The sequence below is a fragment of the Marinobacter sediminicola genome (assembly GCF_031157525.1).
Classification (GTDB): Bacteria; Pseudomonadota; Gammaproteobacteria; order Pseudomonadales; family Oleiphilaceae; genus Marinobacter; species Marinobacter sediminicola.
On record NZ_JAVIXR010000006.1, the window covers coordinates 142,347 to 155,265 of the forward strand.

Below are 12,919 nucleotides of genomic sequence, written 5' to 3' on the forward strand. Positions count from 1 at the left end.
GAAAATTGCGCGCATTTGACGTATCATCTGCACCATTGTTGAATCAACTGGAGACTCCACCCCGAGATGGCCATCAAGAACGCATTTTACGCTCAGTCTGGCGGTGTTACCGCTGTAATCAACGCGAGTGCCTGCGGGGTCATCCAGACCGCCCGTAAGCATTCGGACAAAATCGGCAAAGTGTTTGCCGGTCGCAACGGCATTCTGGGCGCGCTGTACGAAGAGCTGATCGATACCAGCCTCGAAAGTGATGAAGCCATTCAAGAGTTGATCCACACCCCGGGCGGCGCATTCGGATCTTGCCGCCACAAGCTGAAGAACATCTCGGAAAACCGTCGGGAATACGAGCGTCTTATCGAAGTATTCCGTGCACACGATATCGGCTACTTCTTCTACAACGGCGGTGGAGACTCCCAGGATACCGCCTACAAGGTCTCACAAATTGGCGAGAAGATGGGTTACCCCATTACCTGCATCGGTGTGCCAAAAACGGTCGACAACGACCTGCCGTTTACCGATTGCTGCCCGGGCTTTGGCTCTGTAGCCAAGTACATTGCCACATCTACGCTGGAAGCCAGCCTGGACATCAAGTCCATGTGCGAGACGTCCACCAAGGTATTCATTCTTGAAGTAATGGGCCGCCATGCGGGCTGGATTGCAGCTTCCGGTGGTTTGGCTGGCCAGGGCGAAGGTGAGCCGCCCCACATTATTCTGTTCCCTGAAATCCCGTTTAACCGCGAAGCATTTTTGGAGCGGGTCGATTTCTGCGTGAAAGAATACGGTTACTGCGTAGTCGTTGCGTCAGAAGGCGCCCAGTATGAAGACGGTCGTTTCCTTGCGGATGCCGGCGCCAAAGATGCCTTCGGCCACACTCAACTCGGTGGCGTAGCGCCAGCACTGGCGAACATGGTCAGGCAGGCTCTGGGGCATAAGTACCACTGGGCGGTTGCAGATTACCTTCAGCGCAGCGCTCGACACATTGCCTCTGCAACCGACGTTGAGCAGGCTTACGCGGTTGGCAAAGCGGCTGTGGAAATGGCTCTGGCTGGCAAGCAGGCGGTTATGCCTACAATTGTTCGCGAGAAAGCAAAACCATACGTATGGTCGATTGGTGAAGCTCCACTTAGTGAAGTCGCTAACCAGGAAAAGAAAATGCCGATCCACTACATTACGGATGATGGCTTCGGCATTACACAAGAGTGCCGCGACTACCTGCTACCTCTGATCGCCGGCGAGAACTTCCCTCCGTTTGATAACGGCCTGCCGCGGGTTGCGAAGCTTAAGAACACTCTCGCGGAAAAGAAGCTGAAAACCGACTTTCAGCTCTGATTAATGCTCGGCCCATTCTGTGCCGTTAAAAAAAGGCTCTGCAGGTAACTGCAGAGCCTTTTTCATTAACAGAAGCGTGACTTACTAAACCTTTCCCGCTTCCAACTCACGTACGTACGCCGAAAATTCGTCATAACCACCAATGTAGGTTTCGCCCACAAGAATTTGGGGCACGGTATGAACGGCACGGCCAATTTTGTCGGCAATATCTTCCTTGGTCATTTCATGCTCGATCATATCAACCCAGATGTAAGGCATATTGCGAGATTCACACAGGCTTCTTGCACGCACGCAAAACCCGCAGCTTGAACGGCCGTATATTGTTACTTGTTCCATAAACGCCTCCAAAAAAGTTACCCCTGAACGACTCCAGGGTAGTTACAAGGGGTATAAATAAACCTGAATTCATGATGACATGATTGAGGGAATTTAAAAAATTGAAGCTCTAAATAACCGCTATAGTAACGGTTCATACTTAGTAGGGTTTAACAGGGCGAAAGCACAAACACCCATCACCTTAAGGACAACTCTGTGGTTTACCTGACGTTATTTCTGACCTCGTTCGCAGCGGCCACTCTGTTGCCTGCCTATTCGGAGATACTGACAGGCACGCTGGTTGTCCAGGGTTATCCCATGTGGTGGCTGTGGTTCTGGGCCACACTGGGCAATACATTGGGGTCTGTGGTGAACGGCATCATCGGCAGGCAGGTGGATCGTTTCAAACACAAGCGTTGGTTCCCCCTAAGTGAAACGCAGCTGCACAAGGCCAGAAACAGTTTTAACCGCTATGGCCAGTGGTCTTTACTCTTGGGCTGGCTGCCCTTGGGCGGTGACGCACTGACGCTGGTTGGCGGCATTATGCGAGTGCCCTGGCTCAATTTCATTGTGCTTGTAGGTATCGGTAAAGGTGTACGTTACGCCTTTGTGATCTGGTTGGTCGCTGAAGCATCGGGCATATCATCACCGCCGCCATAGAGGTACTTGCGCAACAAGGGCTCGCCGTTGAACTCCGAGTGCAGCACAGCAATAAAGGTGTACACCCCGATAAGCTTACGGTTGAGGAACACGAATTCCTTAGGCGGCACGCGGAAGTAACGGCTTATGGCGGAACGTGCTGCTTGCCGCGCTACCCGTGATGGCAGGTCACTTTGTTTCCAGCGGTACTCGCCTTTACTGTTTACTGCGTAGTCCGGCCAATTTACGTGATCACTCGATAAGGGCTCCAGTACCGACATACACACTTCGCCAAACTTCTCCAAAACTTCTTTGGGCCAGTCTGTGCTCATGAAGCGCAGTTTTACCCCTCCATCGATCACCGATTCCAGGTCATTTTCATAGGAAGCACGAATCATCTGGATAATCGGGTCGAGAAATTCGCTGGTGTAGGATTGCACCGCGCCAAAGTCCAGCAACACGATTCGATCATGCTCCACACCTTCCCCGCTTTCTCCAGCAATGCGAATACGGTAGTTGCCGAAGTTGGGGTCTGTCTGTATCTCACCCCATACAAACAACTCCCGGAAGAACAGCTCAAGCGCGGCTTCTCCCAGCGCACTACGGCGCTCCAGTGACAGCTCCTTTACCACATCCGCACTCACCGAATGGCCATGCTCATAGGTAGACGCAATCACCTGCGCGCTGGAATACTCCGGCAACACCCGGGGAACCACAAACCGAGGATCGCTCTTGAGCATTTGGCGAAACTTCTCTGTGGTGCGCGCCTCGAGATGGTAGTCCACCTCCCGGTGCATCATCTGTCGCACCTCTTCCAGCCAGTCCTCAAACTCCGGCCCGAAGCTCACCAACCGAGCCACTCTGAGTAGCTGAGCCACCGCATTTAAATCGCTATCAACCGCATCGGCAACACCCGGATACTGAACCTTGAGCACCAACTCCAGTCCATCGCTGCGCCGCAAAGCACGGTGCACCTGCCCCAGAGATGCTGCCCCAATAGGCTCAGGGTCTATATCCAGCTCAGCAAACTTGTCGCTGCCCAACTCAGCTTTGAGTACCCGCTCAATAGCAGGCCACTCCAGAGAGGTAGTCTGATCCTCCAGCGTATGTAAAGCTTCCGTGACCTCTTCGGGCAAAAAATGCTCGCCATAAAGCGCCATCACCTGGCCAATTTTGACCACACTGCCTTTCAGCCTCCCCAGCTCTTCCACCAGAAGGTGGGCTTGCTTGGACAGCATGGCGCGGTGGCGTTCATCCCGCTTATCCTTGCTGCTGAACCAGTTTGTAGCCATATGCGAAGCGACACGCGTTCCGGCAAAGAGCCCGGCGCGAGTTAGGCTCAGCCGGCGCTCAAAGCTGCCGGTCTTGATACGGGAGACTGAATTACCTGACTGTCTGGATGACATGTATGACCTGTCCGGATCTGAGAATTTACTAACCCTGAATGGCTCTCTGATTAGCACTCTAAACGTAACAGCAGTGGGTGTCTCGTGTCATTATACGGATACTTCAGCCACCCGACCTCTCCGATTCGACCCATGTTTTGCGGCTTGCCGGCCATTGTTCATCCATGCTCGTCGGTTTATACCTGCTCTGATACCCATACAGTCTGGCCATCGCCGAAGTAGTTTGCTGTCAGCCTCTGGCTAGTTTTACGTTTTGACACAACTCCGGCTCTGAATACGGTCTACTATTGGATGGACACGGAATCAAACGTGCTGATAATCATCAATAAGATCCAGTTCACTCTATGTCGAATATTGCGCCTGATCCTCCTGCAAATGAGCACTCTCAGCTCCGAGTGTCGGGTGAAATTCCAGTCCCGGTTCTGATTAACTGGCTGAGTATTACAGCAGTGCCATTGCTTGTTTTTTTTGCCTCTCGGTCTGTCGAGCAGGGCGAACACCTGTCGGCGGGTCTGCTCATAGTATTTGCCGTTCTGATGATCACCAATCTGCTGATTTACACTGCGCTTCGCCACAAAACCTTTCAGCGACGCGCGTTTATTGGTCTGACCACCACCGTATTTATCTATGTGTCAGTCAGCGCGTTAGAGAATGGCTCAGCGATTATCTGGCTTTTTGCCTACCCACCCATCATTTTTTACATCAGCGATGCGCGGTTTGGTGTTGGCGCCTGCCTCTTCGGATTTACGGGGGTTATGCTGCTGTTCTTCAGCCCGCTTGCAGACCAATTACTGAATCTGCCCTATAGCACCAGCTTCCGGATTACTATGGTTGTAGCCCTCGGCTTTGAAATGATCACTTGCTACATCCTTGATCGGAGCCGGCGGCGCAGCAAACTTGGTTTGCTCGCGCTGGCCCAGGAGTTCGAGTACGCCGCCAAACATGACACGCTCACAGGGCTGGCAAACCGCCGAGAAGCTTTGGCGCAACTGGAAGCGGAATACGAGCGTTACCTTCGCACCAGCAGGCCATTTTCCGTGCTACTGGTGGACATCGACCTGTTCAAGAGCGTAAACGACACTTACGGTCACCATGTAGGTGATGAGCTGATTGTGCTGGTTGCTAGAACATTACATGAAGGAGCCCGAAAACTGGACACTACCGCTCGCTGGGGAGGCGAGGAATATCTGGTATTACTACCAGAAACCGACGCAGATGGGGCGGTGCAGATTGCCAACAGGATTCGTGAAGCAATCGCTGAAAAAGCTGTGATGGTGGCTCACACAGAAGTGCACTGCACTGCCAGCATTGGCGTCGCAAGTATCAAGGGGGCGGAGTCTATCGACAAGCTTCTTCAGCGTTCAGACGAAGCCCTGTATCGTGCAAAAGAGCTCGGGCGCAACCGTGTTTGCGTTCATCAGTCCCACGAACCAGCCTGATCCTCCCAGCCCTTCCGGTAACTCACTGCAGTATCGCCCAGCCCTGCAACGAGCTGCGCTGCCAGCCGCTGCTCAATATCATCAATTGACGCCGAGGCTGCAAAGTCACTGGTTTGGCACATGGCTAAACCTGAATAACCGCAGGGGTTAATCCTCCGGAACGGCTCCATGTCCATATCCACATTCAGTGCCAAGCCGTGGAACGAACAGCCACGACGAACTCGCAATCCGAGGGAGGCAATTTTTGCATCACCCACGTAGACACCCGGCGCATCCGACCGAGGTTTTGCGACAATATCAAGCTCAGCAAGCGTACGCACTATACCCTGCTCAATAATGTCGACCAGCCCCCTCACGCCTATCTTGCGACGGGTTAACCCAATCATCAGGTAAATCACCAGCTGGCCAGGTCCGTGATAGGTCACCTGTCCACCACGGTCCACCTGGATTACCGGAATATCACCCGGCGCCAGAATGTGTTCTGCCTTGCCGGCCTGACCCTGAGTGTACACCCGGGGATGTTCCAGGCACCAAAGCTCGTCATTCGAGTCGTCGCCTCTTTCCGCCGTGAAGCTTTTCATGGCTTCCCAGGTTTCCAGATAGGGCTGTTGCCCTAAAGACCTGACAATCAGATCAGGCATGGCGCTTACAACACCATGTGAACGCGGCCGCTGGCCTTGAGATCCTCAAACAAGGCCTTTAGCTGTGGTTCGCCGGTCGCCAGAATATTCAGCCGTACCGAGCAGAACCGGCCTTCCCTGCTGTCTTTTACCGAGACATCTTCTTCCTTGATTCCCGGAGCGTGCTGCTCAACAACCGCTACCACAAACTCTTTGAAATCCGGTGCGGCATCGCCAATCACTTTGATGCCGTAATCACAGGGAAACTCTATTTTTGGCGCTTTCGGCTCGCTCATGCCGCTTTTCTCCCGGGCTTAACTCGCCCTTACTGGAACAACTGAACAAAAAACAATTTGACGGCGTCCCAGATGCGCTTGAACAAACCGCCTTCAGGAACTTCCGTCAGCGCGAGCACTGGTTGGTCGATCAGTACTTCGCCATTAAAGGACACCTTCACACGCCCGAGCTCATCGCCGGCACGAATTGGTGCCTTGATCACTGAATCCAGATCCACGCTGGATTCCAGGCTGTTGCGGGACCCGCGGGGAATGGTCACGTAGGCATCTTCAAGCATACCCACCGAAAGCTTGTCCGACTGACCGCCCCATACCTTGGCTTCAATCAGCTCTTGACCAGCGCGGAACAAGCGCTCGCTTTCATAGTAGCGAAACCCGTAGTTCAGCATTTTCTGAATTTCCTGAGACCGCGCCTCAGAACTGCTGGTTCCCATCACTGTCGCAATAAAGCGTGTGTCGTTGCGCTTGGCTGAAGCAACAAGACAGTACCCTGCCTCTTCAGTATGGCCGGTTTTGAGCCCATCGACACTTTCATCGCGCCATAGCAGGCTGTTGCGGTTTGGTTGACGGATATTGTTGTAAGTAAAGTGCTTCTCCGCGTATATCGGGTAGTTCTCCGGGTAATCATTAATGATCGCACGGGCCAGAACAGCCAGATCATAAGCGGTGGAAAAGTGATCGGCGGCAGGCAGGCCAGTGGCATTCTGGAAGTGAGTATCCTTCATGCCCAGGAGCTGAGCTTGCTGGTTCATGATATCCACGAACGCACCCTCACTGCCGGCAACAAACTCCGCCAGCGCTACAGAGGCATCGTTGCCCGACTGAATGATTACGCCTTTGAGGAGATCCTCTACGGATACGCTGGTGCCCTCCTTGATAAACGTACGGGAGCCCTCGGTTTTCCATGCCTTAACGCTGATAGGTACCATGTCGGACATGCTGATCCGGCCTTCGTCCAGCTCCCGCTCAACAATGTACGCTGTCATCATTTTGGTCAGGCTGGCCGGCGGTAAGCGCTCGTTACTGTTCTCCTCCATGATGATTCGACCACTTTTCGGATCCATCAGCACGTAGGAACTGCCAGCAATTTGCGGCGGCGAGGGAATCAGTACTGTCTGTGAAGCTGCCTGACCTGATACCGTCAGCATCAGCACAAACGCAAAGATTGCTGAAACAAAAGAGAGTGAGCGAAAAACTGATTTTAATGCCATGGGTCCATTCGTTCGTCGTTAAGTGTGTTTTTTGTGTGATCTGACGATTAGTCAGAATCGGTCAGCACAATTGATTGCGCAAATCCTTCAGCTTCCAAAAGGCTCTGTGTTTTTCGTGCTGTGCCTTCATCCTGAAACGGCCCAACCTGAACCCGGTGAAAGCGCCCTGAGGCTGTGTCCACTGCGCGCACTCGCACAGAGTTACCACCCAAAGAGCTACCGAGCATATCCATGGCGCGGGTCTGTAACTTTTCTGCCGGGTCGCGACTGCTAAAGGAGCCGAGCTGAACAAACAGTCCGCCGCCCTGCCCGTCAAATGCGGTGCCAGCAGTTTGTGTTTGCACTGGACTGCGCCTCTGCTGCCCGTCCAGCGCAAAGGGCTGACCAGCCAGGAACATCCTGCCGTCTGGCTTCACTGTGATGGATGCTACTTCTACGCGTGCCGTCCCACGAGACTGATAACCCAATTTCTTGGCCGCCGCGTAAGACAAATCAATGAGGCGGTCGCCGTGGAACGGCCCCCGATCATTAACCCGGACAATCACAGATTGGCCGTTATCCAGATTGGTCACTTTTGCATAACCCGGAATCCGCAGCGATTTATGGGCGGCAGACATTTCGTACATATCAAACGTTTCGCCGTTAGACGTTTTGTGGCCATGGAATTTTTCGCCATACCAGCTTGCGGTTCCGCGAGCGACATAGCCGTCATTGCTGTCCATTACTGTGTAGTGTTTGCCCCAAACTGTATAAGGGGATTTGTTCCCCGCCCTGACGGGAGCCTGATATACGGGCACTGCATCTGACAAGCCCGAGGCATCAAAGTTTCCTGTGGGCGCCCGGTCCTGAGTAATCGTGTAGCGTGATGAATGATCGGTGCCGTTTGGCGCAGGCGTTGGGGCTGAAGCGCAGCCGGCAAGAGTTACTGCCGCCAAGCCCAACAGCCATAACCCTGAGCGATAAAATGTCACTGTACAGATGCCCTCTGAAATATGCGCTGCCGAATAGAAGATACAGCTCTCGCGATCATTGTAACGGGTTCGCGGCCCCTATCACCATTACCGGCCTGACATCAGGCCGAGATCATCCTGCGGTGGGTATGTATGGACATCAGAATACCAAACGCCGCCATCAGGGTAACGGTTGACGTTCCACCATAGGACACAAGCGGCAAAGGGACCCCGACCACTGGTAGCAGACCACTCACCATGCCGACATTGACAAACACGTAGATAAAGAAGGTCATGGTCAACGCACCCGCCACAAGACGGCTGAACGAATCCTGAGCGGTAACGGAAATAAAAAGGCAGCGCAAAATAATCAGGAAGTACACGCTGAGCAACAGCAGAATCCCAACAAACCCGAACTCCTCCGCCAGAACTGCCACTATAAAATCCGTGTGGCTTTCCGGAAGAAACTCAAGATGCGACTGGGTGCCCTGAAGCCAGCCTTTGCCATCAAAACCGCCCGAACCAATAGCGGTTTTGGATTGAATGATATTCCAGCCCGCACCCAGCGGATCGCTCTGCGGGTCCAGCAGCGTCAGCACTCGCTGCTTCTGGTAATCGCGCATTCCGAAAAACCACATCACGGGCGCCGCGACAGACACCATGGCCAAAAATGCGCCTATGAGCTTCCAGCTCATGCCGGCAAAAAACACCACGAACAGCCCCGCCATTCCCACAAGAAGCGAGGTCCCGAGATCAGGCTGCCTCACGATCAGAAGCATCGGGAGCAACACAATTACCAGACCGACGCCAATTCGAGACAGCCGCGGTGGCAAGAAGTGGCGAGACAGATACCAGGCGGCCATTATGGGGACAACCAGCTTCATCAACTCAGATGGCTGAAACCGTGGCAAACCCGGTAGTGCCAACCAGCGCTGCGCACCTTTCGCGCCCACACCCATGAACAAAACAGCAACCAGGCCCGCGAGCCCGAGAATATAGAGCCAGGGCGCCCAGCGACGGAAAACAGAAGGATCAAGCTGAGCGAAAACCAGCATCACTACAAACGCGATGACAAAGCGCACGCCCTGTGCTTTAACAACATCCAGGTTCCGATCAGCTCCGCTATACAGCACGAAAAGGCCACTGGAAATCAGGGCAATGAGCAGGAAGAGAAGAATCGGGTCCAGATGCAGGGCAGACCACAGGCCTTTCGGGCGACCAAGAGGATTGCTGGCGGTTGAACTGAACACTTCCCGGGGGGCCATCAAGGTGTCTCACTTTGCGAATCGGTTTTGCTGATGAGGGAACCTGCAGCGGCAGAAAACTCCAGTATCCAGGCATCGAACAGAGCCCGGGCCACAGGGGCTGCGGTGCTACTGCCACCCCCGCCGTTTTCAACAATCACAGCAACCGCAATCTGTGGGTTTTTGACCGGCGCAAAACCAACAAACAGAGCATGGTCGCGCAATCGTTCCCGCACCTCCTCGGCGTCGTACTCTTCATCTTCTGCAAGGCTGAATACTTGGGCGGTGCCGGTTTTTCCGGCCATGCGGTAAGGAGCTCCGCGGCCTGCAGCGCGGGCGGTGCCCCTCACTCCATGCATCACTTCGGCCATGGAGTCGGCTATGAATTCCCAGTCACTCGGGTTTTTGAGCTGTAACGGCTCGTGGGTTTCGGAAGGCAAAAACTCGTCTGCGGAACGGTCACCCTGGATATCTTTCAGCAACCTTGGCTCTACCCACTCGCCACGGTTGGCAATCAGCGCAGTGGCTGTGGCCAACTGCAGTGGCGTAGACAACATAAAGCCCTGCCCTATACCTAGATTGACCGTGTCTCCCGGATACCAGGGCTCATTACGTGTGCCTCTTTTCCAGTCCGGGGAAGGCAAAATGCCGCTTAAAGCGCCAGACACATCGAGAGTCGCATCCTCGCCAAAGCCGAAACGAGCCAAATAATCGACCATGGTGTCCACACCCATTTCGATAGCCGCTTCATAAAAATAGACGTCACAGGACTGCGCCATTGCATAGGTCAGATCAACCCAGCCGTGGCCGCCCCGCTTCCAGTCACGCCAACGGCGACCTGCCGAATTGATTTGAAAGTGCCCCGGATCCCAAATGGTGTGATCCCTTGTGACCGCCCCACTATCCAGAGCCGCAATCGCCAGCATGGGTTTAAGCGTAGATCCTGGAGGGTACTGCCCTCGCAAAGCTCGATTAAACAGGGGCTTGTCTTTGCTCTCACTCAGCTCACGATAGTCTGCCACACTGATTCCGGTCACAAACTGGTTGGCATCAAAGCCCGGTACGCTGGCCAATGCCAATATCCCACCTGTTGCAGGCTCGATGGCGACGATAGCCCCCCGGCGACCGTCAAGGAGCTCATGGGCCCGCGCCTGCAAACGCAAGTCCAGATGCAGCTTCAGGTCCTCACCTGGCACCGGATTTTCGCGCTCAAGAACTCTCAGAGTGCGACCCCGCGCATTGGTTTCTACGTGCTGGTAGCCAACCTTTCCGTGCAAAAGCGCTTCGTAAAACCGCTCAACCCCGGATTTCCCTATGTAGTTGGTGCCAGCATAATTAACCGGGTCTATCCGCTGCAATTCGTCACGGTTGATTCGTCCGACAAACCCCAGCGCATGGGCCGTCAGTTCACTATGGGGGTAATATCGAACCAGTTCGGCCTCAACCTCTACGCCCGGCAGCTCGTGCCGGTGTACCGCCAGACGAGCAATCTCATCTTCGGTCAGGTCGTAGCGCAGCGGAATCTCCTGAAACGGGCGGCGAGGCTCGCGCAAGCGGCGTTGAAACCGCTCCAAATCCTCGTCGGATATATCAAGAATACTGACAAGCTGCTCAAGCGCAGCACCTGTATCGCCAACACGTTCCGGCACTACAGTTACGCTGAAGACGGGGCGATTTTCCGCCAGCAAAACCTGGTTACGATCGTATACAAGACCGCGGGGGGGCGGCACAGACTGGACCTGCACGCGGTTTTTATCAGAGAGGGTGGTGTAAATATCATGCTCGACAATCTGGAGCTGATACATACGGGCAACAAGCACTGACAAAAGGAGGAATACCACCACCAGCATAACAGTGACACGACGCTGGAACAGTCTGCGCTCGGCGGCAGTATCCTTGAATTCACCCCACGGCATGGATGTTTCCTAAGCCCGGTGGTACGGGTGGTTACGGGTAATCGACCAGGCTCTGTATAACTGTTCTGCCAACAGAATCCGAACCAGGGGGTGAGGCAAGGTAAGAGGGGAAAGAGACCACTGCTGATCTGCGCGCTGACGGCAAGGGTCGGCCAAACCATCAGGCCCACCAACAAGAAAGCTCACATCCCTTCCGTCTTGCTGCCAGCTTTCCAACTGGCTGGCCAGCTTTTCGGTAGACCAAGGGCGCCCTGTCACTTCCAGCGCGACCACTCTGTCTTTAGGACCGGTTGCTGCCAGTATCGCGTCGCTTTCACGCTGCATCAGCCGGGAAATATCGGGGTTCTTGCCACGATGAGGCATGGCAATTTCTACCAACTCAAGAGGCATTTCCGGAGGCATACGACGAGCGTAGTCGTCGTAGCCCTTACTGACCCAGTCGGGCATCTTTTGCCCCACACAGATCAGGCGCAGTCGCATGATTACTCGCTGCCCTCAGCCTCGACATCCGGCGCGTCACGCCAGAAGCGTTCCAGATCATAAAATTCACGGGTGGCGGGGAGCATCAGGTGTACAACCACGTCGCCCATATCCACCAGAATCCAGTCGCTGCCGCCACCACCTTCCACGCTATTGACTCGAACGCCCTTCTCTTTGGCGTCAAGGACAACCGAATCCGCAAGGGATTTAACGTGACGATTGGATGTTCCGGATGCCAGAACCATAAAATCGGTAACGCTGGTACGGTCCCGCACATCAACAACGCTGATGTCTTTTGCTTTCACATCTTCAAGTGCATTCACTATCAGATCTTTGAGTTGCTCTGCCTGCATAATTACCCTGTTGTCCGGGTGCCGGCCGGAATGGCCACCCGAAAAGTCATTTTCGATGGCGATTGTAGCACTAAAAGTTCTTTACGGGGCATGCCCCGTAAAGCCCCATACGTTGAATCTCCGCCAAGACCGCATCCGGAGCCAGATAACGGGGTGACAGGCCACGGCCAATCCGGTCACGGATGCCGGTTGCTGAAATATCCAGCCAGGGCGGATTCAGGTTAAGAATCTTCCCGGCGGCACTGCGGTATAGATCTTCGGCGTTACCAACACTGCGCTCCTCAAGCAGCCTGGCTGGCTCATCTTTCGGATCCAACGCTATGCCCGGACGCTGCACAACAATAATGTGAGCCAACTCAGGAATTTCCCGCCACTCATTCCAGCGATCAAGGCCGGCAAAGGCATCTGTACCTAAAACCATAGCCAGCGGCACCTTGGCACCCAACTCGCTGCGCAGTTGGCGCAAGGTATCCGCCGTGAAGGACGCGCCTCCCCGGCGCAGTTCGCGATCGTCAACACTCAAGCGAGGCTCACCGGCAATCGCCAACTCAAGCAAGCGCAACCGTTGCTCGGCTGTCGCTCCTGTCTCACCCTTATGCGGGGGAATATGGCAGGGCATCAGACTTACGGGCACACCTCGAAGCCGCTCGCTAACCTCCAGTGCCAGGCGCAGATGCCCATGGTGTATCGGATCGAAGGTTCCACCATAAATCACATGCAT

Annotated in this window: 14 protein-coding genes; 3 read left to right on the forward strand and 11 right to left on the reverse strand. The window is 54.4% G+C overall.

The window, feature by feature from the left end:
- Window positions 1-66: 66 nt before the first annotated feature.
- Window positions 67-1,329, forward strand: a complete 1,263-nt coding sequence (locus tag RG807_RS10540) for a 6-phosphofructokinase (protein WP_309044878.1) — start codon at window positions 67-69, stop codon at window positions 1,327-1,329.
- Window positions 1,330-1,413: 84 nt separating this feature from the next.
- Here the strand turns inward: RG807_RS10540 and RG807_RS10545 are convergent, their stop codons facing one another.
- A complete protein-coding gene (locus RG807_RS10545; protein WP_298449736.1) occupies window positions 1,414-1,665 on the reverse strand; it encodes a GrxA family glutaredoxin in 252 nt (83 codons plus the stop codon).
- Between the two features lie 195 nt (window positions 1,666-1,860).
- Between RG807_RS10545 and RG807_RS10550 the strand changes: the two genes are divergently transcribed.
- A complete protein-coding gene (locus RG807_RS10550) occupies window positions 1,861-2,304 on the forward strand; it encodes a YqaA family protein (protein ID WP_309044879.1) in 444 nt (147 codons plus the stop codon).
- Here RG807_RS10550 and RG807_RS10555 read toward each other — a convergent pair.
- A complete protein-coding gene (locus tag RG807_RS10555) occupies window positions 2,244-3,689 on the reverse strand; it encodes an ABC1 kinase family protein (protein ID WP_309044880.1) in 1,446 nt (481 codons plus the stop codon). The genes RG807_RS10550 and RG807_RS10555 overlap by 61 nt on opposite strands.
- 344 nt (window positions 3,690-4,033) lie before the next feature.
- Between RG807_RS10555 and RG807_RS10560 the strand changes: the two genes are divergently transcribed.
- The gene (locus RG807_RS10560; protein ID WP_309044881.1) at window positions 4,034-5,128 is read left to right on the forward strand and encodes a GGDEF domain-containing protein; all 1,095 of its coding nucleotides are present in this window, start codon (window positions 4,034-4,036) and stop codon (window positions 5,126-5,128) included.
- Here the strand turns inward: RG807_RS10560 and lipB are convergent.
- The 9 genes from lipB to nadD all read right to left on the reverse strand — a co-directional run bounded on the left by lipB (window position 5,107) and on the right by nadD (window position 12,919).
- Window positions 5,107-5,769, reverse strand: coding sequence for a lipoyl(octanoyl) transferase LipB (gene lipB / locus RG807_RS10565; RefSeq protein ID WP_309044882.1), 663 nt, complete (start codon window positions 5,767-5,769; stop codon window positions 5,107-5,109). The genes RG807_RS10560 and lipB overlap by 22 nt on opposite strands.
- Window positions 5,770-5,774: 5 nt before the next feature.
- A complete protein-coding gene (locus RG807_RS10570; protein ID WP_298449728.1) occupies window positions 5,775-6,044 on the reverse strand; it encodes an HP0495 family protein in 270 nt (89 codons plus the stop codon).
- Window positions 6,045-6,073: 29 nt separating this feature from the next.
- Window positions 6,074-7,255, reverse strand: a complete 1,182-nt coding sequence (locus RG807_RS10575) for a D-alanyl-D-alanine carboxypeptidase family protein (protein WP_309044883.1) — start codon at window positions 7,253-7,255, stop codon at window positions 6,074-6,076.
- 47 nt (window positions 7,256-7,302) lie between these two features.
- Window positions 7,303-8,226, reverse strand: a complete 924-nt coding sequence (locus tag RG807_RS10580; RefSeq protein ID WP_309044884.1) for a septal ring lytic transglycosylase RlpA family protein — start codon at window positions 8,224-8,226, stop codon at window positions 7,303-7,305.
- Window positions 8,227-8,327: 101 nt separating this feature from the next.
- Window positions 8,328-9,470, reverse strand: a complete 1,143-nt coding sequence (rodA, locus tag RG807_RS10585; RefSeq protein ID WP_309044885.1) for a rod shape-determining protein RodA — start codon at window positions 9,468-9,470, stop codon at window positions 8,328-8,330.
- Window positions 9,470-11,365: a penicillin-binding protein 2 gene (gene mrdA / locus RG807_RS10590; RefSeq protein ID WP_309044886.1), complete on the reverse strand. Its 1,896-nt coding sequence runs from the start codon at window positions 11,363-11,365 to the stop codon at window positions 9,470-9,472. The genes rodA and mrdA overlap by 1 nt, the downstream gene beginning before the upstream one ends.
- Before the next feature lie 9 nt (window positions 11,366-11,374).
- On the reverse strand, window positions 11,375-11,845 hold the full coding sequence (gene rlmH / locus RG807_RS10595; RefSeq protein ID WP_309044887.1) for a 23S rRNA (pseudouridine(1915)-N(3))-methyltransferase RlmH: 471 nt from the start codon (window positions 11,843-11,845) through the stop codon (window positions 11,375-11,377).
- Between the two features lie 2 nt (window positions 11,846-11,847).
- Complete coding sequence (rsfS, locus tag RG807_RS10600; RefSeq protein ID WP_200202042.1) at window positions 11,848-12,198, reverse strand: ribosome silencing factor; 351 nt, start codon at window positions 12,196-12,198, stop codon at window positions 11,848-11,850.
- A gap of 70 nt (window positions 12,199-12,268) precedes the next feature.
- A complete protein-coding gene (gene nadD / locus RG807_RS10605) occupies window positions 12,269-12,919 on the reverse strand; it encodes a nicotinate-nucleotide adenylyltransferase (protein WP_309044888.1) in 651 nt (216 codons plus the stop codon).

Bases quoted from the DNA above. Each gene is read 5' to 3' on its own strand.
- RG807_RS10555 (WP_309044880.1), bottom strand. From the start codon at position 3,689: ATGTCATCCAGACAGTCAGGTAATTCAGTCTCCCGTATCAAGACCGGC.
- rsfS (WP_200202042.1), bottom strand. From the start codon at position 12,198: ATGCAGGCAGAGCAACTCAAAGATCTGATAGTGAATGCACTTGAAGAT.
- RG807_RS10575 (WP_309044883.1), bottom strand. From the start codon at position 7,255: ATGGCATTAAAATCAGTTTTTCGCTCACTCTCTTTTGTTTCAGCAATC.
- RG807_RS10545 (WP_298449736.1), bottom strand. From the start codon at position 1,665: ATGGAACAAGTAACAATATACGGCCGTTCAAGCTGCGGGTTTTGCGTG.
- rlmH (WP_309044887.1), bottom strand. From the start codon at position 11,845: ATGCGACTGCGCCTGATCTGTGTGGGGCAAAAGATGCCCGACTGGGTC.
- rodA (WP_309044885.1), bottom strand. From the start codon at position 9,470: ATGGCCCCCCGGGAAGTGTTCAGTTCAACCGCCAGCAATCCTCTTGGT.
- lipB (WP_309044882.1), bottom strand. From the start codon at position 5,769: ATGCCTGATCTGATTGTCAGGTCTTTAGGGCAACAGCCCTATCTGGAA.
- RG807_RS10570 (WP_298449728.1), bottom strand. From the start codon at position 6,044: ATGAGCGAGCCGAAAGCGCCAAAAATAGAGTTTCCCTGTGATTACGGC.
- RG807_RS10560 (WP_309044881.1), top strand. From the start codon at position 4,034: ATGTCGAATATTGCGCCTGATCCTCCTGCAAATGAGCACTCTCAGCTC.
- RG807_RS10540 (WP_309044878.1), top strand. From the start codon at position 67: ATGGCCATCAAGAACGCATTTTACGCTCAGTCTGGCGGTGTTACCGCT.
- mrdA (WP_309044886.1), bottom strand. From the start codon at position 11,365: ATGCCGTGGGGTGAATTCAAGGATACTGCCGCCGAGCGCAGACTGTTC.
- nadD (WP_309044888.1), bottom strand. From the start codon at position 12,919: ATGCATGTGATTTATGGTGGAACCTTCGATCCGATACACCATGGGCAT.